Origin of the sequence: Paenibacillus sp. BC26, from assembly GCF_900116125.1 — a bacterium.
GTDB lineage: Bacteria > Bacillota > Bacilli > Paenibacillales > Paenibacillaceae > Paenibacillus_Z > Paenibacillus_Z lignilyticus.
Genome location: NZ_FPAD01000001.1, coordinates 3517018 through 3535729, shown reverse-complemented (window position 1 = coordinate 3535729; position 18712 = coordinate 3517018). Strand labels below are relative to the sequence as shown.

At 53.1% G+C, this 18712-nt stretch carries 19 protein-coding genes and 1 other annotated feature; of the genes, 18 read left to right on the top strand and 1 reads right to left on the bottom strand.

Annotation, left to right across the window (positions count from 1 at the left end; all coding sequences use genetic code 11):
* From BM412_RS16000 to leuS, 17 genes are all read left to right on the top strand, one after another.
* Window positions 1-1110, top strand: a complete 1110-nt coding sequence (locus tag BM412_RS16000; protein ID WP_177245852.1) for a LacI family DNA-binding transcriptional regulator — start codon at window positions 1-3, stop codon at window positions 1108-1110.
* 381 nt (window positions 1111-1491) lie between these two features.
* Window positions 1492-1959, top strand: coding sequence for a stage V sporulation protein AC (spoVAC, locus tag BM412_RS15995; protein ID WP_091219817.1), 468 nt, complete (start codon window positions 1492-1494; stop codon window positions 1957-1959).
* Window positions 1946-2962, top strand: a complete 1017-nt coding sequence (gene spoVAD, locus BM412_RS15990; RefSeq protein ID WP_091219814.1) for a stage V sporulation protein AD — start codon at window positions 1946-1948, stop codon at window positions 2960-2962. Before spoVAC ends, spoVAD begins: the two co-directional genes overlap by 14 nt.
* Window positions 2963-2988: 26 nt before the next feature.
* Window positions 2989-3339: a stage V sporulation protein AE gene (gene spoVAE / locus BM412_RS15985; RefSeq protein ID WP_091219812.1), complete on the top strand. Its 351-nt coding sequence runs from the start codon at window positions 2989-2991 to the stop codon at window positions 3337-3339.
* Between the two features lie 184 nt (window positions 3340-3523).
* A complete protein-coding gene (locus tag BM412_RS15980; RefSeq protein WP_091219809.1) occupies window positions 3524-4480 on the top strand; it encodes an AAA family ATPase in 957 nt (318 codons plus the stop codon).
* 26 nt (window positions 4481-4506) lie between these two features.
* Window positions 4507-5742 (top strand): DUF58 domain-containing protein, encoded by a 1236-nt coding sequence (locus BM412_RS15975; RefSeq protein WP_256256330.1) that lies wholly within the window; start codon window positions 4507-4509, stop codon window positions 5740-5742.
* On the top strand, window positions 5742-7976 hold the full coding sequence (locus BM412_RS15970; RefSeq protein WP_091219802.1) for a DUF4129 domain-containing transglutaminase family protein: 2235 nt from the start codon (window positions 5742-5744) through the stop codon (window positions 7974-7976). The genes BM412_RS15975 and BM412_RS15970 overlap by 1 nt, the downstream gene beginning before the upstream one ends.
* A 94-nt stretch (window positions 7977-8070) precedes the next feature.
* Window positions 8071-8625: a YqeG family HAD IIIA-type phosphatase gene (locus tag BM412_RS15965; RefSeq protein ID WP_371264820.1), complete on the top strand. Its 555-nt coding sequence runs from the start codon at window positions 8071-8073 to the stop codon at window positions 8623-8625.
* Window positions 8622-9746: a ribosome biogenesis GTPase YqeH gene (gene yqeH / locus BM412_RS15960; protein ID WP_091219798.1), complete on the top strand. Its 1125-nt coding sequence runs from the start codon at window positions 8622-8624 to the stop codon at window positions 9744-9746. Before BM412_RS15965 ends, yqeH begins: the two co-directional genes overlap by 4 nt.
* 51 nt (window positions 9747-9797) lie before the next feature.
* Window positions 9798-10658: a shikimate dehydrogenase gene (gene aroE, locus BM412_RS15955; RefSeq protein ID WP_091219795.1), complete on the top strand. Its 861-nt coding sequence runs from the start codon at window positions 9798-9800 to the stop codon at window positions 10656-10658.
* Window positions 10659-10688: 30 nt separating this feature from the next.
* Complete coding sequence (gene yhbY / locus BM412_RS15950; RefSeq protein ID WP_091219793.1) at window positions 10689-10979, top strand: ribosome assembly RNA-binding protein YhbY; 291 nt, start codon at window positions 10689-10691, stop codon at window positions 10977-10979.
* Between the two features lie 29 nt (window positions 10980-11008).
* Entirely contained in the window at window positions 11009-11605 is a 597-nt protein-coding gene (nadD, locus tag BM412_RS15945; RefSeq protein WP_371264796.1) for a nicotinate-nucleotide adenylyltransferase, read from the top strand.
* Window positions 11595-12170 (top strand): bis(5'-nucleosyl)-tetraphosphatase (symmetrical) YqeK, encoded by a 576-nt coding sequence (yqeK, locus tag BM412_RS15940; RefSeq protein WP_091219790.1) that lies wholly within the window; start codon window positions 11595-11597, stop codon window positions 12168-12170. The genes nadD and yqeK overlap by 11 nt, the downstream gene beginning before the upstream one ends.
* Window positions 12167-12514, top strand: coding sequence for a ribosome silencing factor (rsfS, locus tag BM412_RS15935; protein ID WP_091219788.1), 348 nt, complete (start codon window positions 12167-12169; stop codon window positions 12512-12514). Before yqeK ends, rsfS begins: the two co-directional genes overlap by 4 nt.
* Window positions 12511-13446, top strand: coding sequence for a CvfB family protein (locus tag BM412_RS15930; protein WP_091219785.1), 936 nt, complete (start codon window positions 12511-12513; stop codon window positions 13444-13446). Before rsfS ends, BM412_RS15930 begins: the two co-directional genes overlap by 4 nt.
* Window positions 13447-13448: 2 nt before the next feature.
* A complete protein-coding gene (locus BM412_RS15925; protein ID WP_091219782.1) occupies window positions 13449-14210 on the top strand; it encodes a class I SAM-dependent DNA methyltransferase in 762 nt (253 codons plus the stop codon).
* A 69-nt stretch (window positions 14211-14279) separates the two neighbouring features.
* Window positions 14280-14510, top strand: a binding site (T-box leader).
* A gap of 82 nt (window positions 14511-14592) precedes the next feature.
* A complete protein-coding gene (gene leuS / locus BM412_RS15920) occupies window positions 14593-17046 on the top strand; it encodes a leucine--tRNA ligase (RefSeq protein WP_091219780.1) in 2454 nt (817 codons plus the stop codon).
* Window positions 17047-17120: 74 nt separating this feature from the next.
* On the opposite strand, the gene comER is transcribed toward leuS, so the two are convergent.
* Complete coding sequence (gene comER / locus BM412_RS15915; RefSeq protein ID WP_091219778.1) at window positions 17121-17960, bottom strand: late competence protein ComER; 840 nt, start codon at window positions 17958-17960, stop codon at window positions 17121-17123.
* A gap of 176 nt (window positions 17961-18136) precedes the next feature.
* Between comER and BM412_RS15910 the strand changes: the two genes are divergently transcribed.
* On the top strand, window positions 18137-18631 hold the full coding sequence (locus BM412_RS15910) for a ComEA family DNA-binding protein (RefSeq protein WP_091219776.1): 495 nt from the start codon (window positions 18137-18139) through the stop codon (window positions 18629-18631).
* The last annotated feature ends 81 nt before the right edge of the window (window positions 18632-18712 follow it).

The window sequence follows — 18712 nt, the reverse complement described above, 5'->3', positions numbered from 1 at the left end:
GTGGCACAGAAAATATCGATGCAGCAATTAGCCGACCGTTTAGGGGTTTCCAAATATACCGTTTCCCAAGCGCTGGCAGGCAAACCGGGCGTCAGCGAGGCGACCCGCAAGGAAGTGACGGCTCTGGCCGGCGCGCTTGGGTACAAGATGCGTCCTCTTCCTGCCGGGCGGCCGGAAGAAGCGCCTGTAACGCGAATCGTACATATTGGTTTAGATGAACATCATGCGAAGGAACCGCATTTCTGGCAGCGCGTCAGAGAAGGGCTGGAAGCGGGCTGCCGGATGCATGGATTAACGCCGAAGTTTTTTACATTCGGAATGGCGGATAATCGAAATGCGCAGGATTGGCTGGCGCCACAGACGGAGTCTGAAGATACGGCAGCCGGCACGGCGGCCGGGTTCATTATTGCCGGGAAATGCCCGCTGGACACGCTGCTAAAGCTGAAGCGGCTTGGCCTTCCGATTGTGCTGGCCGATCATGAAGAGTCGTTGATCGGAGCGGATGCTGTTCTTAATGCGAATGCGGATGCCGGCCGAATGGCTTGCCATCATTTGTTGACGCAGGGCTGCAAATCTCTTGTGTTTGTCGGTCGTGACAGCTTTGCCGTCAGCTTCCGCGAGCGATGGTGGGGATGCAGGCTGGCAATGGATGAAGCGAAAGAAGGACGGCGAGGTACCGGTGAACCAGGGAAAACGGCCGCTCAGTTGAAGAAATGGACCGTTCCTTATGGAAGCGCGCAGTGGCATTCGTGGCAAACCGCTCTTGAACGGCGATTAGATGTGATGTACAACTCCGCGCCGGCCGGAAAGGAAGCGGATGTCCGGCTTGAAGAACTGCCGGATGGGTACATTTGCGCCAACGATGATATCGCGCTATATCTGCTTCAGTTGCTGCATCAGAAAGGTGTCATGAAGAACGTGAGGGTTGTCGGCATTGATAACACGGCTCCGGGGATGGATGCGGTTATTCCGCTGACTACGGTGGATTTGGCGAAGGAGTGGCTGGGAATTCGAGCCGTGGAGCAATTTGCGCGCAAGCTTGCACAGCCCGAAGCGCAGCCGGAGAAAATCATCCTTTCCGCCAGGCTGGTCGTGCGAAATTCAGGCTGATCGATTTATTCGCGGCTGGACAAAACTCGTATCCGCACGAGCCCGCATAAGATAGCGCAGAAGCCGTTTCAGGCGGAGAGGAGCCTCCCCACATGCAAATGGAGCAACATGCCCGTAGAGTTACGATGCTGCTTGCGCTTGTGCTGTTCGTGCTGCTGGTCGTTTTGTTGTTTATCGCGTTTCTATAAGCGTCAATTCCGAGCATTGCCGTGTAAACCTTTGGTTGCCAAACCGAAGGTTTATTTGCATTTGTTAAATCGCCTGTCTCCTCTGCCAAATTCGGCATAACGGACGACAATTTAACACATACTCCAGAAAGACGAACCCAAGGAGGCAACCATCATCGCAACGAAAAGCGCAGGACAAGGCAAATACAAAAAAATGTCTATGTCACCGAAAGAATATCAGGCCTATGCCAAAAAACGCGAGCCTGCACGATCCGTACTCGCGAATTGCGTTCGGGCTTTCATAGTAGGCGGCTTTATATGTGTACTTGGACAAGCCATACAGGAAGCGTTCATATATGGGCTCCATATGTCCAAAGAAGATGCGAGCAATCCTACGGTAGCGGTACTCATTTTCATTTCTGTCATTCTGACCTGTCTTGGCGTATATGACAAGATTGCGCAGTGGGCAGGAGCGGGCACGGCGGTTCCCGTTACAGGCTTCGCGAACTCGATGTGCTCGGCAGCGCTTGAGCATCGCAGCGAAGGACTTGTTCTCGGTGTAGGGGCCAATATGTTCAAGCTGGCAGGCTCTGTCATCGTATTTGGCGTCGTTGCCGCATTTGTTGTCGGTATCGTCTATTTAGTGTTCGGAATCGAGGGGAGTTTCCATGCTACGCGGTAAACAAACATGGTGGTTTGATCAACGTCCGGTCATTATCGGCGCTGCAACGGTCGTCGGTCCGGACGAGGGCGAAGGACCGCTTGCAGCAGATTTCGATCTTGTTCATCCGGAGCTCGACATGCAGCAGAAGAGCTGGGAGAAGGCGGAGCGTCTCTTGCTTGAGCAAGCGTCCGAAATGGCGTTGAAATATGCCAAAGTGAACAAGCAGCAGCTGCAGTTCTATGTAGGCGGCGATCTGATGAACCAAATCATTAGCAACAGCTTCGCGGCCAGAACGATCGGCGCTCCTTATCTTGGTGTGTTCGGCGCTTGCTCCACGTCGATGGAATCGCTCGCCATTGCATCGCTTATCGTCAATTCCGGTTCGGGCGAATACGTGCTCGCGGGGACTTGCAGCCATAACTGTACGGCGGAGAAACAATTCCGTTACCCGACGGAATATGGTTCTCAGAAACCGCCGACGGCGCAATACACCGTAACCGGAGCTGGCGCGGTCGTTGTTGCCCCATCCGGGGACGGTCCAGTCGTGGAATGCGCGACCATCGGACGCATTGTTGATCTGGGTATTACGGATCCGTTTAACATGGGGGCGGCGATGGCTCCGGCTGCGGTCGACACGCTGCAGGCTCATTTCAACGATACAGGCAGACAACCGAAAGATTATGACTTGATCGTGACCGGGGATCTGGCAACCGTCGGTCATGGTATTGCCAAAGATCTGCTGAAACGAGACGGCGTGCCGATGGAGGATACTGTTTTTGGCGATTGCGGCTTGATGGTCTACGATGTGCAGAACCAGAAGGTGCAAGCCGGCGGAAGCGGCTGCGGCTGCTCGGCGGTAGTGACCTACGGTCATTTGCTCAAGCGGTTGAAACAGGGGGAATTGAAGCGGATTCTGGTCTGCGCGACCGGCGCACTGCTCTCTCCGCTCTCGTTCCAGCAGGGCGAATCGATCCCTTGCATCGCTCATGCCGTGGCCATTGAAAGTCCGATGCACAACTAATAGCGAAAGAAAGGAGCAGAGCTTACATGATCTATTTATGGGCTTTTATCGTAGGCGGAGGGATCTGCGTCATCGGCCAGCTCATGTTTGATATCGCGAAGCTGACACCCGCGCATACGATGGCAACGCTCGTTGTCGCAGGAGCCGTGATCGACGGGGTTGGCTTGTACGAGCCATTGGTCAAATTTGCCGGCGCGGGAGCGACAGTGCCTATAACGAGCTTCGGCAACGCGCTTGTGCACGGCGCGGTAACCGAGTATCAGCAAGATGGCTGGATCGGGATCATTACCGGCATATTCAGCATCACGAGCGCGGGGATTTCCGCCGCGATCATTTTCTCATTTTTGGCAGCGCTGGCGGTTAGGCCTAAAGGGTAACAGAAGCTGGTTGCATCCCTATGGAGTAGCGGAAAATATAGGCAATTTCACTGAATTGGAGGGTCCCTGTGGGATTCTCCAATTTTTTTTGGCGGATATGTTGCTATACGAGTTGTTGTATTTTTTGTAAAATAATAGAATCACCGCACTCATATCCAACTACCATCATCCGGGAGGAATTGTCATGGACAATCGTACAGCTGAGTATCGCTTATGTAAGGAAATTCGCCGTAATCTAGGCAGTTGTATATTGGGTAAAGAGGTCGAAATCGAGAGACTGCTGACAGCGCTGCTTGCCGGCGGACATGTACTGATCGAGGACGTCCCGGGGACAGGCAAAACGCAGCTTGTAAAAGCGCTATCCCGTACAATAGGCGGCCAATTCCGACGGATTCAATGTAATCCCGATTTACTTCCGACTGATATAACAGGCGTTGCCATCTATCATCCGAAGAATGAAACGTTTATGTTCCGGCCCGGTCCGGTCATGACGAATTTGCTGCTGGTCGATGAGATTAACCGTGCCACCACGAAGACGCAATCGGCGCTGCTGGAAGCGATGGAAGAGCATCATGTTACGGTGGATGGCGAATCCCATGAATTGCCGGTGCCGTTCACGATGATTGCCACGCAGAACCCGATTGAATTCGATGGCACCTATACGCTCCCGGAAGCACAGCTTGACCGCTTTATGATGAAGCTTACGCTGGGCTACCCCGATGCGGCGACAGAGAGACAAATGATTATCACTCCCAATGCCTCCTCGCCGGCAGATAAGCTGGAATCGGTAGTCGATGTCGAGCAGATCGCCGTCATGATGGAAGCGGTTAAACGTGTGCATCTTGACGAAGCGGTTGCCGATTATATCGTACGGATCGTCCGCGCAACACGTGCTCACAGCGGCGTACAGCTGGGTGCGAGCCCGCGTGCGGCCATTTCACTGACAGCAGCTGCCAGAGCCAATGCTTATTTGCAGGAACGTGATTACGTCATTCCCGATGATGTGAAGCTGCTGGCTTCTTCGGTGCTTGCCCACCGGATTATTATGCATACGGAATCCAGAATGAACGGTTTGAAGCCTGAGGACGTGATTCAGTCCGTCATCCGCGACACGAATGTCCCTGTCCGAATGGAGCGCTGACGCTTATGCTTACGGCTAAAGCGACAATGTTCAGGTGGCGTTTTATCGGTCTAGTCTACGTGATTTCGCTCTTATTTTTACTTTTTCAAGGCGGTAAAACGTCCTTCATGTTGTTCTGTATCTTTAATGTCCTACTTATTTATCTGGCCTTTGGCAGATGGAGCGGCATTGCGTCTGTGACCGGCGTGAGGAGGCTGAGCAACGGCGCGAACTCGATCAGCGAGCAGGCGTTGTCTGCCGGAACAAGGCTTGAAGTCAGTCTGACCATGCAAATTCCCGGCGTATGGCCAATCCCTTATGTCCTCGTCCGTGACCGTTTGAAGAGTTTGAGCGGAACCGTAATTCCGATTGAAGCTTCTTTTGTGCCGAACTATCGGAGAAACGGCGTTGTTCAATATGTAACACCGCCGCTCGAACGCGGCGTTTACCGGTTTGATTCAACAGAATGCTCCACGCGGGATATATTCGGTTTATTCGAGCATAAGGGGTCATTCGAATCGTCGGAGCCGTTCACCGTTTATCCCCGAATCGTCGAGATTCGGCAGTGGAGGCAAATGAAACGTGGCTCGAAAGGGCCGTATTCGACCTCCGCGTCACGCTTATCAGCGAAAGAAACGACACAGATCAACGGTGTCCGCGAGTATATTTATGGTGATCGGCTTTCTAGGATTCATTGGAATGCTACGGCCAAGACGGGGCAGTGGAAATCGAAGGAATTCGAGCGTGAATCGCTACCCAGAACCGTCGTTATGCTGGACCGCTATGCCGGTGCCTATGAGAATAAAGACCAATTCGAGCTGGCGGTTTCGGCTGCTGCCTCGCTGCTGGAATTCGGTCTTCGCCGGGCAACGGCCGTCGGGTTGATATCCGTCGGAGCGAAGAGTGACGGGTTTACGCCCAAAGCGTCCGCCGAACAACGCGAGCTGATGATGAACCATCTGGTCCGCGTGAGAGCGGACGGGGAGCAGCCTCTTTACCGCGCAGTCCGGCAGTCAGGGACGCTAGCGGCGGCGGGTTCGTTTGTCGTGATTGTCAGTCCGCAAGTTGGCGAAGAAACCATTCGTGCCATGGAATGGCTGAACCGTACCGGCGTCGTGCCCGTGCTCATCCATTTGCAGTCCAAGACCGCTGCCGGCAGAACCATCGCAGGCGATATCCGCGGCAACGAATGGATGAAGCTGCTGCGCAAGAGCGGCTTCGCCTTGCATTCGATCAGCTCGCTGCAGGAGCTGCCTGACGCGCTTGAAGGAGGTCAGCATTAATGAGAACCTTCAATCGCGTGGCAATCAAATGGTTTTCCGCGGATGTTTATCGTAAACTATCGGCTATTTTCTCCGCGCTTATTGTCTATCAATGGATTCGATGCCTGGGCGACTATTGGTGGTCAGAGACCTATACGATCGTCAATGGCATTCTGTTCGCCGCAGTTGCCGCTAATCTGCTCATTCCATCCAAGCTGCTTTCCGGCACGGTTCAGCTGCTATCGCTGGTAGGTCTTAATGCCGCTTACTCGGGGTACGTGTGGGTGGCCTTCGAAGGCAATAAACGGTCCGCCGCGCAATGGCTGGATTGGTTCAAGCTCCAGTACGACCAGCTGACGCCATTTATCTGGATTAGCCTTGGCGTATGGGCCGTATTCCATGCGATTGTGCTGCTGCGCCATAAACGAGCTTATATGATGATCGCCGTGGGACTTGCTATTCTATCGCTGGCTGCGGCAGATTCCTTGTTCACGCCGATCCATTTGTGGGACGAAATTGCATGGCTCGTCTTTATCGGACTTGGCTGGCTGGTCGCGAGCCACTTCTCCAGATTCAAGGAACGCCATCCTGAGAATTGGGCGCAGCTGCTAGAATATCCGCTTAGTCTGTTTCTGCCGATGCTGCTGATCATTACGCTCGTTATGGGTGCCGGACTGTTTGTTCCGGCCGTGAAGCCGATCTTGACGGATCCCTATACGGCGTGGAAAGAAGCGCGCGGCGAATCGATCCCCAATTTGGTTGGCGATAAAGCAATTATTGTACCTGCATCGAAGAATAATGCGGATGGGCAATCCGGCTACAGCCGCGATGACAATGAGCTGGGCAACGGATTCGAATTCGATTACACGCCGGTCATGACCGTCACGACCACCAAACGAAGCTATTGGCGCGGCGAAACGAAGTCGCTCTATAGCGGCAAGGGCTGGACGGAAGCGCCGCTGGAGAAGAAAGAGAAGGCGCTTGGCTCTATCGAAAGCAAGCAGGTATTGAAACCAAACGGCATTGCGGATACGACCAAGACAGAGGTTGTCGATCAGACGGTAACGATGCTGAAGAAAGAGAAGTATCCGGTCCTATTCGGTGCAGGGCCGATCTCTTCCGTGGTTGCGGTGAACGGCAAGAATACGTCGCTGCCTAAACTGAGCTGGATGTCTGATTCCTGGGAGCTGCGCTTGCCCAAGGGCGGCACGGGCGGCTACCCCGAGAGTTATATCATTCAATCGAGCATTCCGATTCTGGATGTAGCTGCGATGAAAACCGGAGCGCCTGCAGCGCTAAGCAAGGACATCGATCCGATGTATTTGCAGCTGCCGGATACGTTGCCGGAACGTGTCAAACAGCTGGCTCAGAACATCACGTCTACAGCCGCAACGCCGTACGATAAAGTGAATTTATTGGTCTCTTATTTGCAGGCCACTTACTCCTATACCAATACGCCGGACTTATCGAAGCGAGTCAGTGATGATTTCGTGGATTCCTTCTTATTTGAAGTGCGCGAGGGTTACTGCGATTACTTCTCCACATCCCTTGCCGTTATGTCGCGCACGCTCGGCATTCCTGCCAGATGGGTGAAGGGATACTCGCCGGGCTCGAAGCCGGTCGATCCGGATATGCAGCGTCTCCAAGGGATGACGGGCATCGAACCGGAGGAGAGCGACGCAGGGACGTATACCGTACGTAACGCGGATGCGCATTCTTGGGTAGAGATTTATTTTAACGGTTATGGCTGGCTGCCGTTCGAAGCGACTTCCGGATTCGCATTCCCTTATGCGGTGCCGAAGGACGCAGCGGAACCCGAGCTCGCGCCTGTTCCGGTTCCGGAGCTGGACAACGAGATACAGCCTGCTGAAGAAGGCGGCATTAAAGTTGAAGCTTGGATGTTCTGGACGGCAGCATCCGTGCTTGCGCTGCTGCTCGCGGTGCTTGGCTACCGGCCGTTGCTGGCTCAATTCAAGCGATCTCGCGGCGGTTCCGGCACGATCAATGAGCGAATTGTCAGAGATACGAACCGTTTGATCAAGTATTGCCGCAAGAAGGGGCTCGACTACAATGAGTATGAGACGGTCCGGGAAACGATGGCACGCTGGTCGGGAAGGCTCTCTTCGCTGCAGACGCATTTCCGTGAAGTTCAAGTGGCATTCGAGCAAGCGATGTACAGCAATAAGACGATGACAAGGGAAGAAGCAGATCGTTTGTCGCTGACGATGAAACATATCCGCGAGCATTTGGGATAAATGAGCTTACAAGCCGCTAAGAGGTGTGTTTACGCCTCTTTAGCGGCTTTTTTGCAACAAATTCACTAATTATGGTATAGTTTGCGTGATAGCGATAAGCAGGGGAGTCGAAACTATGTTTGAACGGCTGTTGCCGCACATGCGCGTCAATACCATTTATGATATCAATTTGCATACCTTGAAAGAGCAAGGGATGAGAGGCATCATTACAGACCTCGACAACACACTCGTGGGAGCAAGAGAACCGCTGGCTACGCCGGAGCTTGTCCAATGGCTCGACGATGTGCGCGATAATCTTGGCTTCAAGGTTGTCATCGTATCCAACAATAATCAGACACGTGTCGGGAAGTTCGCGGATCCGCTGAATATTCCGTTCGTTCATGCTGCCCGGAAGCCGGCTGGAAGGGCGTTCACTCGCGCGCTTAAGGAGCTTGGTTTGTCTGCGGAGCAAACGGTCGTAATCGGTGATCAAATGATGACAGATGTGCTTGGCGGAAGAAGGATGGGATTGTTTACAATTCTCGTCCGTCCAATCGCACCACATGATGAAGGAATCATGACCCGTTTCAATCGGTTTCTGGAACGCATTGCCCTGTCCCGTCTGCGGAAGAAAGGGCTATGGCCCGAGGAGGAACATAAGAAATCATGACTACTTACCATCAAGAAGACAAACTGGCTTGCGCGGGCTGCGGTGTCAAGCTGCAGACCGAATCATCGGACAAGCTCGGGTACATCCCGCAAGCGGCGCTTGCCAAGGATCCGGCCATCTGCCAAAGATGCTTCCGAATCAAGAACTATAATGAAGCAGCGTCGATCGCTGTGGATCAAGACGACTTTCTACGGCTGCTAAGCGGGATAGCGAATACGCAAAGCTTGGTTGTACATATTGTCGATTTGTTTGATTTTGAAGGCAGCTTGATCTCCGGCTTGCAGCGGTTCGTGGGCAACAATCCCGTATTGCTGGTCGTGAACAAGATTGACTTATTGCCGAAGAGCATTAACCCGAACCGGATTCTTAACTGGGTGCAGAAGCAAACGAAGGCGCAAGGCTTGAAGGTTGTCGATGTGGTGCTTTGCTCCGCGAAGCGCAATATCGGCTTTGATCGCGTTATCGAAGCCATCGGCACACACCGCGGCAAGCGGGATGTGTATGTTGTCGGCGCCACCAACGTCGGCAAATCGACGCTGATCAACAGACTGATTCGCGACTATAGCGATCTGGATCGTGAGCTGACCACTTCCCGTTACCCGGGTACAACGCTTGATGCGGTTCATATTCCGCTGGACGACGGGAATGAAATCATCGATACTCCCGGTATCGTGTATACGCACCGGATGACAGAGATCGTGCCGCGCGAGGTGCTTGGCGCCTTGCTGCCGGATAAACCGATCAAGCAGCTCGTTTATCAGCTGAATGAGGGGCAAACGTTGTTTGTCGGCGCTTTGGCGAGGTTTGATTTTATAGAAGGGGATCGTCAATCCTTCTCCCTCTATGTTTCGAATGCGCTTCAAGTACACCGGACGAAGCTGGAACGCGCGGATGAGCTTTATGAAACACATAAAGGCGAAATGCTCGCGCCTCCTTCCAAGGAGCAGCTGGCGGAAATGCCGGCTTGGACGCGTCATCGGATGACGATCAAACGCGGCACGGATACGGATGTGTTTATTTCCGGTCTGGGCTGGATTCATATCAACGGCAGCAGCGGCGCACTGATTGATGTATTCGCGCCGAAGGGGATCCGAGTGCTGCAGCGTGATGCGCTGATTTAATCGAATTGCATAACAGCCGATTCATCTTGCATGGGGAGAGTGAACAGAAGGATGGGCAACGCAGTGGACAGCCATACCGTGCTCTACAGTGTAATCGGGGATCCGATCCGGCATTCGAAATCGCCGATTATGATGAACCGGGCATTCCGAGAGACCGGAATCAACGGCATTTACACCGCTTTTCATATTACCGGTGACCGACTTGGCGATTTCGTGGCAGGGGTGCGTGCGATGGGGATCCGCGGCGTGAACGTGACGATCCCGCATAAACTCGAGATCATGCCGCTGCTTGATGAAATCGACGAGAGCGCGCAGGCGATTGGTGCCGTGAACACGATCGTGAACACGGACGGTCATCTGACGGGCTACAATACCGACGGTCTTGGTTATGTTCGATCGCTTAAAGAAGAGGCGAAGTCGGAGCTTGCCGGCGCGCATGTACTTATTATCGGTGCAGGCGGAGCGACAAGAGGCATTCTGTATGCACTGGCCCGCGAAGGCGTAGGCTCGATTACGATCTCCAACCGTACGGTCGCTCGTGCCGAAGAGCTTGCAGATGCATTCCGCGCACTGGTGCCGTTGATTCGCGCCATTGGGCAGGAAGAATTGCAGGAAGCCTGCGGTCTGCATGACATCATTATTAATACAACCTCGCTTGGCATGTATCCGAATGTGGAAGCCACACCGATCGACAGTGCTTGGCTGAAGCCGGATACGGTGGCGAGCGATCTGATTTATAACCCGCTGACAACGAGATTTCTCGCGGAAGCGAAAGAACGAGGCTGCCGCATTCACGGCGGGCTCGGAATGTTTATTTATCAAGGCGCTTACGCCTTCGAATATTGGACGGGCCGCCCGGCTCCGGTTGCCGCGATGCGGGAGACGGTGCTGGAAGCGCTGCTCGCCAAATAAGGATTATTTTGACGAGAGAAGGAATCACATATGTTAACAGGTAAACAAAAACGTCATTTGCGCTCACTTGCGCATCATTTAACGCCGATTTTTCAAGTAGGCAAAGGCGGCACCAACGATCATCTCGTTCGCCATATCGAAGAAGCGATTGAAGTTCGGGAATTGATCAAAGTATCCGTGCTCAACAACTGTATGGATGACCCTAAAGAAGTTGGCCAATGGATTGCGGAAGAATCCGGCTCCGAGCTTGTTCAAGTCATCGGCAAAACGATCGTATTGTACAAAGAATCGAAAGATAACAAAACAATCGAGCTTCCTTAAGGGCGGGTTCGGCTAAGGCGAGAGGAGTCATGTCGTTGATTAAAGTGGGATTTATGGGCGGAACGTTCGACCCCATTCATTATGGCCATTTGCTTGCTGCCGAATCGGCACGTGAAGCTTGCGGACTGGACGAGGTGTGGTTTATACCTGCCGGTCATCCGCCGCTGAAAGAAAACGGGCCTCTTGCTGACGGCCAAACCAGGCTGGAGATGGTGTACCGTGCCATTGATTTCCAGCCTCATTTCCGCGGGATGGACGTGGAGCTGGAACGGGAAGGGACCAGCTACACGATCGATACGGTGAAATCGCTCATGGAGCTGTATCCCGATCGAGAGTTCAGCATCATTATCGGTTCGGACCGCGTCAATGACTTGCCGCAGTGGCACCAAATCAATGTATTGGCAGCGCTGGTTCGTTTTATTGGCGTTCGCAGAGCCGGCGAGGTGCTGAAGGTTGACGCGCTTCCCGCTTTTCTGCAGGAAAGGCTGTCCATCATAGAGATGCCGCAGATCGGTATCTCATCGACAGATATACGTAATCGCCGTGCACAGGGGCGGTCGATTCGTTTCCTTGTTCCGGAGAAAGTTTATTCGTTCATCAGAAGGAACGAGCTCTATGAATCGTGATGAGATGATTGCCAGGGTAAAAGCCGAGATGCCGGAGCGGAGATGGACGCATACGGTTGGCGTAATGGAGACTTCGGTCATCCTCGCCGAGCGGTTTGGCGCCGATCCCGTTAAGGCAGAGCAGGCAGCTATTTTGCATGATGTTGCCAAATATTGGGCCACCTCCCGTATGGAAGCGATCATTCGGGAAGAAGGTCTTCCCGCTGAATTGCTAGCGTTCGATAAAGAGCTGTGGCATGCGCCTGTCGGCGCGTTCGTTGCCGAGCGCGATTACGGTGTCACAGATCCGGAAATTATCGATGCGATACGTTACCACACCTCCGGTCGCGAGGGGATGACGCTGATGGACAAGATCGTCTGCCTGGCTGACTATATGGAGCCCGGACGTGATTTTCCCGCAGTGCAGTCTATCCGGGAACTAGCGGAGCATAGCGTGGAACGCGCCTTGGTCGCAGGTTTTGATTCAACGATTACTTATTTGCTGCAGCAGGGTAAACGTATTTATCCGCTGACATTTGCAGCGCGCAATGATTTACTACTAACGATACGGGAGGCGGGGCTATGACGGTTCATTCCGACGAGCTGCTCAAGCTTGTAGTTAAGGCAGCTGATGATAAAAAAGCACAAAATGTAATCGCGCTTGACTTGAAGAACATTTCGCTTGTAGCGGACTATTTTGTCATCTGTCACGGGAATTCGGATGTGCAGGTGCAGGCCATTACAACGGAAATCCGCAAACAGGCGGAGTCTCGCGGCGTACGCGTTCGCGGAATCGAAGGCCAGGATACGGGTAGATGGGTGTTGGTAGACATCGGTGATGTCGTTGTCCATGTGTTCCACCGCGAAGAACGCGAATATTACAATATCGAACGTCTGTGGTCCGACGCGAAGGTCGTGGAATTCGCATGAGTTTAATAGCCGGTACTACAATGAAGCTTAAACTGGCACGTGAAGTTTCGCCTTACGGTTATTTCATGACCGACGGTGAATCCGAAGTGTTGATGCACTATACCGAGCTAGTTGGGCATCGTCCGCAAATCGGGCAGTTCTATGATGTATTTCTGTTCTTTGATTCGGAGGATCGCATCGCCGCGACGATGAAGACGCCGCTCATTCAGCTCGGCACCGTGGCGAGATTGGCTGTAGCGGATATTCATCCGCGTATCGGGGCCTTTCTTGAGATGGGGCTTGGCCGTCAGCTGCTGCTGCCGCTGTCTGAGCAGCCGGAGCTGAAGGAGCTGCGTCCGAAACGCGGCGATGAGGTTCACGTCATTCTTGCTCATGACAAAATCGGCCGTCTTGTTGCTAAAGTGGCATTCGAGGAAGAATTGGCCGAATTGGCATTCCATGCGCCGCAAGCTTGGCATAACACTTGGGTTGAAGGCTGGGTAACGAAGACGCTTAAGATCGGATCGTTTGTCATGATCGATGGCGGCGTGATCGGCTTTGGCGCATACGGCTTTATCCCCGCGGATGAGCGGACGCGGCTGCTTCGACTTGGCGAGCGCGTGAAAGCACGAGTCACTTTCGTCCGTGAGGACGGACGGGTGAATCTATCCATGAATCAGCGCAAGGAAGTAGGTCGCGTGGAAGATTCGGAGCGGATTCTCACGTTCATGAAGGAACGTCCGAACGGCGCGATGCCTTATTCGGATGAAACGCAAGCCGAAATCATCAAGCAAAAATTCGGCATCAGCAAAGGCGCGTTCAAGCGTGCAATCGGTAAGCTGATGCGTGAAGGGCTTGTCGTCCAAGAAGGAAGCTGGACGAAGCTGACCGAGCAAGCGAAGGCGGCGGCTGTTCCGACTCCGTCTGCTTCTGCGGCAGACGCGGGGGAGTAGAGATGGAAGCTTATCGGCATTTCGCCTCCGTGTATGACAGGCTGATGGAAGAGATGCCGTATCCGCAGTGGCTGAAGTTTGCAGAGGCATGCTGGACAAGGTACGGAACGCCGAAGTCTGTCGTTGATCTGGGATGCGGAACCGGCAGCATTGCGATTCCGCTGGCGAGAAGCGGCTATCAGGTCTTCGCGATTGACCTCTCCTCCGATATGCTGACCATTGGGCAAAGCAAATGGGGGGAAGAACCTTCACGCAGCGGCGGTTCAATTACTTGGCTCCAGCAGGATATGACCGAGTGGGAGATTGGCGAAGAGGTCGATTCCGTTATCTCCTTCTGCGATTGTATCAACTATCTGACGGAAGAAGATGAGGTTCAAGCCGCTTTCCAAGCAACCTATCAAGGCTTGAAACCAGGCGGTCTGTTCCTTTTTGATGTTCATGCGCCGAATACGTTAGCTCGGTATGCCGCGGAGCAGCCGTTTGTACTCGATGATCCGGATGTGGCTTATATCTGGACCTGCGAGCTGGATGAAGAGCGGGTAGAAATCGAGCATCGACTTACGATTTTTGCCCAGGAGAGCGGCTCGCGAGACAACCGATTCTCGCGCATCGAGGAGATGCACGTGCAGCGGGCGTATGATGCGGAGTGGATTCGGGAATCACTGCTAATGGCAGGCTTCAGCCGCGTGGAGCAATTTGCGGATTTCACGCTGGAAGTGCCTGATTCGGAAGCAGAACGGCTGTTTTTTGCGGCAATCAAGTGAATTTGACCGATTCCGGGCGTTCTGCGCCTTGACATGACAGGATTCGCTTATTTATAATCGAACTATCTATTTTAGGTGTTGAAGAGGAGCAGTAGCTTTAGCAGCGTTTGGATCAGAGAGCCGGCGGTAGGTGCAAGCCGGACCAACGTGAAGTGAACTCGCCTTGGAGCCGCGCGTGAACACGATTTCAGTGGTAAACGTGCCGTTTCGCCTGCGTTAAGGGCTAAGAGTGAGCAGCGACAAAGCATGTCGTTTGCTAACTAGGGTGGTACCACGGGAGAATAATCTCTCGTCCCTAGCGTTGTCGCTAGGGACGGGAGTTTTTTTGTTTTCTGACAAGGACTGGATTGACATGGAAGAGAGAATAGGGAGGCAATTCGTTATGGCACAGGAACGCCAGGAGCAGCAGGGGTATAACCCGTTAGTCATTGAACCGAAATGGCAGAAGCATTGGGATGAGAACAAGTCGTTCAAAACGACTGAGGATGCAGGAAAACCGAAATTTTACGCACTTGATATGTTCCCTTATCCATCCGGAGCGGGACTTCATGTCGGCCATCCGGAAGGTTACACGGCGACGGATATCGTCTCTCGTTATAAGAGAATGCGCGGCTACAACGTGCTTCATCCGATGGGCTGGGATGCGTTCGGCTTGCCGGCTGAGCAGCATGCACTGGATACGGGCGAACATCCGCGTGAAATTACAGTCAAGAACATCAACAATTTCCGCCGTCAAATTAAATCGCTGGGTTTCTCCTACGATTGGGACCGCGAGTTCAGCACAACAGATCCGGACTATTACAAATGGACGCAGTGGATCTTCATCCAGCTGTTCAATAAAGGCTTGGCTTATGTAGCTGAAGTGCCGGTTAACTGGTGCCCGGCGCTTGGGACGGTGCTTGCCAATGAGGAAGTTATCAATGGCTTGAGCGAGCGCGGCAACCATCCGGTCATTCGTAAGCCGATGCGCCAATGGGTGCTGCGGATTACGGAATATGCCGAGCGTTTGCTTGAGGATCTGGAAGAGCTGGACTGGACCGAGAGCATTAAAGATATGCAGCGCAACTGGATCGGTAAATCCAAAGGTGCTGAAGTTACGTTCGCCATTGACGGACATGATGCTTCGCTTGTTGTATTTACAACACGTCCGGATACCCTCTTCGGAGCTTCGTACTGCGTACTTGCGCCGGAGCATGAGCTGGTAGATGTGATTACAACTTCCGCACAGCAAGCTGCCGTCAAGGATTATCAAGAAACTGCCGCGCGGAAGAGCGATCTCGAGCGTACGGATCTGAATAAAGACAAGAGCGGCGTATTCACAGGTGCTTATGCCGTTAATCCGGTGAACGGCGCGCTTGTTCCGATCTGGATTGCCGATTACGTCCTTGCCGGATATGGCACAGGCGCGATTATGGCTGTTCCGGGACATGACCAGCGTGACTGGGAGTTTGCGAAACAGTTCGATTTGCCAATCGTGGAAGTCGTTCAAGGCGGCGACGTGCTGGCTGAAGCGTTCGCAGGCGACGGTCCGCATGTGAACTCCGGATTCTTGGACGGTCTTAGCAATGAAGCGGCGATTGCGCGCGCTATCGAATGGCTTGAAGTGGAAGGCAAAGGTCAAGGCAAAGTGACGTACCGTCTGCGTGATTGGCTGTTCAGCCGTCAGCGCTACTGGGGCGAGCCGATTCCGATTCTGCATTTGGAAGACGGAACAATGAAGCCGGTGCCGGATGATCAATTGCCGCTGCTGCTTCCCGACGTGGATCAAATCAAACCGTCGGGCACGGGCGAATCTCCGCTTGCGAATGTAACGGAGTGGGTAGAAACAATCGATCCGGAAACAGGTTTGCGTGCGCGCCGCGAGACGAACACGATGCCGCAATGGGCCGGCAGCTGCTGGTATTACCTGCGTTTCATCGATCCGCATAACGATAAAGAACTGTGCTCCAAGGAGAAGCAAGCCGAGTGGCTTCCGGTTGATCTCTACATCGGCGGAGCGGAGCATGCCGTGCTTCACTTGCTGTATGCGCGCTTCTGGCATAAAGTGCTTTACGATATCGGCGTAGTCGATACGAAAGAGCCGTTCCACAAGCTGGTTAACCAAGGGATGATCTTGGGCACCAACAATGAAAAAATGAGTAAATCACGCGGTAACGTAATCAACCCGGACGATATCGTAAACGTATACGGCGCTGACACGCTGCGTATGTACGAAATGTTCATGGGGCCGCTTGAAGCGACGAAACCTTGGAACACCAATGGCGTAGAAGGCATGTACCGTTTCTTGGCTCGCGTATGGCGCTTGTTCGTTACGGACAGCGGTGAGCTGGCTGAGAAAATCGGCGGAAGCGGCGAAGCTTCTGAAGCTTCAGAGGCGTTCAAACGCACTTGGCACCGTACCGTGAAGAAGATCACGGATGATTACGAGAACCTTCGCTTCAATACGGCGATCAGCCAGTTGATGATTTTCGTCAACGATGCTTACAAAGCGGAATCGTTGCCGCGCGAAGCGATGGAGAGCTTTGTTCAGATGCTCTCGCCGCTTGCGCCGCATATCGCGGAAGAGCTGTGGTCGAAGCTGGGCCGTACGGATGCCTTGACTTATGCGGCATGGCCGACGTTCGACGAAGCGTTGACGGTTGACCAAGAAGTCGAGATCGTCGTACAAGTTAACGGCAAAATCGTGGAGCGCATTTCCATTGCGGCCGATACCGACGAAGCTGAGATGGAGCGAATTGCGAAAGAGTCCGAGAAAGTAGCGGAAGCAATCGCAGGGAAAACCGTTCGCAAGCTGATCGTCGTTAAAGGCAAGCTGGTTAATATCGTAGTTGGCTAAATACGGAACGGGTTCATAGCGAATCCGTCAATAATAAAGAAAGAGGTGAGCGACCTCTTAGCGCAAAGCATGCGTTAAGGGCCGTTCACCTCTTTGCCGTATAAGGACACTTTCACTCGTTCCAAATCTTCGTTGTATTTGGCATGCGTTGCTCGGATGAGGCGATTGAATACACCGTCCAGCTCGCGATTGAGCAGTGCCAGCGCTTGTGCCGTAATACCGCCCGGAACAGCTACTCGCCGCTGCAGCTCTTCCGGAGACATGCCGCCTGACGTTAAGAGCTGGCCGGTGCCTAAGAGCATTTCGCTGGCGACGATGCGCGCCTCTTCACGAGGGATGTTGGTTTCCTCTGCGGCTGCATCGATGAATCGCTGAAGGAGATAGGACATGATGGCAGGCCCGCAGCTGGATAAATCCGATACGATGCGCGTATGCTGCTCGCTGATCGGCATCGGCTCGCTAATGTAAGAGAGAAGATGATTCAAGCGGTTTTTATCGGCATCGGTCATCCGGTTGCCGTACATACACAAGGATACGCCGCTGCACATATAGTTTGTGATGCTCGGAATGACTTTCGCTACTTTACACGGAAGCGATTCTTCCAGCTGCTCGATCATAACCGGACTTGTAATGGAAATGACGATCTGCTGCGGCTGGATGACGTCGCGGATTTGATCGATGACGTTCTTAAATTCCATAGGCTTGATACATAGAAAAATCAAATCCTGATCGATAACGGCGTCGCGGTTCGAAGGGACAGCCTGAAGACCGGGATGGCGGTCAGCTAAGCAGATTGCTTTTGCTAAAGTACGATTGCTGGCTGTAATTTGCGACGGCTTCAGAGCTCCCGATCCGATAAACGTATCGATGAGCAAGCTGCCCATGCTTCCAATCCCGATAAATCCGACATTCATCGCAATCCCTCCTATGCGCTATAAGGCGATCAGCGCAGCTTTAACACTGTATTGGGTAAGCGGATCAATAAAGTCATTAAGGTGCTCTTACTACGTTATGCCGGAAAGCAAGGCCATCATGACCAGCAATAACGTTAAAAATTACAAAGTTTTCTAAATCGGGGAGGAGTAATGGGATGCCGCAAACAAAATCAGGCCGTTGGGATCGACAAAAGCTGCTGATTCTCGCCTTGTTTCTCAGCGCTATCTTATTGGCCGTGACCGCTCTCTTACATCCGAAGGATGAGGAGCCGCCGGGCTGGGTATCGGTGACTGATGAGGTGGATGTGGCATTAAAGCCGCTTGAGAAGCGAATCGCGGATATGCAGGTAGGCGGCGTTAAGCCTGCACCTGAAGCGGCAGCAGCATCTGCTGATACAAAGCCAGAAGTTGCGGGTAAGGAAGAAGAGGTACGTTCAGCCGACACGGCCGGCGGGAAGATTGACATCAACCATGCGACGGTCGAGGAGTTGGATGCGATTCCGGGTATCGGTGCTTCTAAGGCGAAATCAATTATCGAGGATCGGGAGAAGAACGGATTGTATAGCAGCATGGACGACCTGCTTCGTGTGAAAGGAATAGGGCCGAAGCTGCTTGAGAAAATGAAATCTTCCATTGTTCTCCATCCTTGATTATGCGACAATAAGAGAAATATCGGGAAGCAATGGCTATAAACGCGCATGAAGGAAGTAGAAAGTATTTCGCTTATTAAT

Bases quoted from the DNA above. Each gene is read 5' to 3' on its own strand.
- spoVAC (WP_091219817.1), top strand. From the start codon at position 1,492: ATGTCTATGTCACCGAAAGAATATCAGGCCTATGCCAAAAAACGCGAG.
- spoVAD (WP_091219814.1), top strand. From the start codon at position 1,946: ATGCTACGCGGTAAACAAACATGGTGGTTTGATCAACGTCCGGTCATT.
- spoVAE (WP_091219812.1), top strand. From the start codon at position 2,989: ATGATCTATTTATGGGCTTTTATCGTAGGCGGAGGGATCTGCGTCATC.
- BM412_RS15980 (WP_091219809.1), top strand. From the start codon at position 3,524: ATGGACAATCGTACAGCTGAGTATCGCTTATGTAAGGAAATTCGCCGT.
- BM412_RS15975 (WP_256256330.1), top strand. From the start codon at position 4,507: ATGTTCAGGTGGCGTTTTATCGGTCTAGTCTACGTGATTTCGCTCTTA.
- BM412_RS15970 (WP_091219802.1), top strand. From the start codon at position 5,742: ATGAGAACCTTCAATCGCGTGGCAATCAAATGGTTTTCCGCGGATGTT.
- yqeH (WP_091219798.1), top strand. From the start codon at position 8,622: ATGACTACTTACCATCAAGAAGACAAACTGGCTTGCGCGGGCTGCGGT.
- aroE (WP_091219795.1), top strand. From the start codon at position 9,798: ATGGGCAACGCAGTGGACAGCCATACCGTGCTCTACAGTGTAATCGGG.
- yhbY (WP_091219793.1), top strand. From the start codon at position 10,689: ATGTTAACAGGTAAACAAAAACGTCATTTGCGCTCACTTGCGCATCAT.
- nadD (WP_371264796.1), top strand. From the start codon at position 11,009: ATGTCGTTGATTAAAGTGGGATTTATGGGCGGAACGTTCGACCCCATT.
- yqeK (WP_091219790.1), top strand. From the start codon at position 11,595: ATGAATCGTGATGAGATGATTGCCAGGGTAAAAGCCGAGATGCCGGAG.
- rsfS (WP_091219788.1), top strand. From the start codon at position 12,167: ATGACGGTTCATTCCGACGAGCTGCTCAAGCTTGTAGTTAAGGCAGCT.
- BM412_RS15930 (WP_091219785.1), top strand. From the start codon at position 12,511: ATGAGTTTAATAGCCGGTACTACAATGAAGCTTAAACTGGCACGTGAA.
- BM412_RS15925 (WP_091219782.1), top strand. From the start codon at position 13,449: ATGGAAGCTTATCGGCATTTCGCCTCCGTGTATGACAGGCTGATGGAA.
- leuS (WP_091219780.1), top strand. From the start codon at position 14,593: ATGGCACAGGAACGCCAGGAGCAGCAGGGGTATAACCCGTTAGTCATT.
- comER (WP_091219778.1), bottom strand. From the start codon at position 17,960: ATGAATGTCGGATTTATCGGGATTGGAAGCATGGGCAGCTTGCTCATC.
- BM412_RS15910 (WP_091219776.1), top strand. From the start codon at position 18,137: ATGCCGCAAACAAAATCAGGCCGTTGGGATCGACAAAAGCTGCTGATT.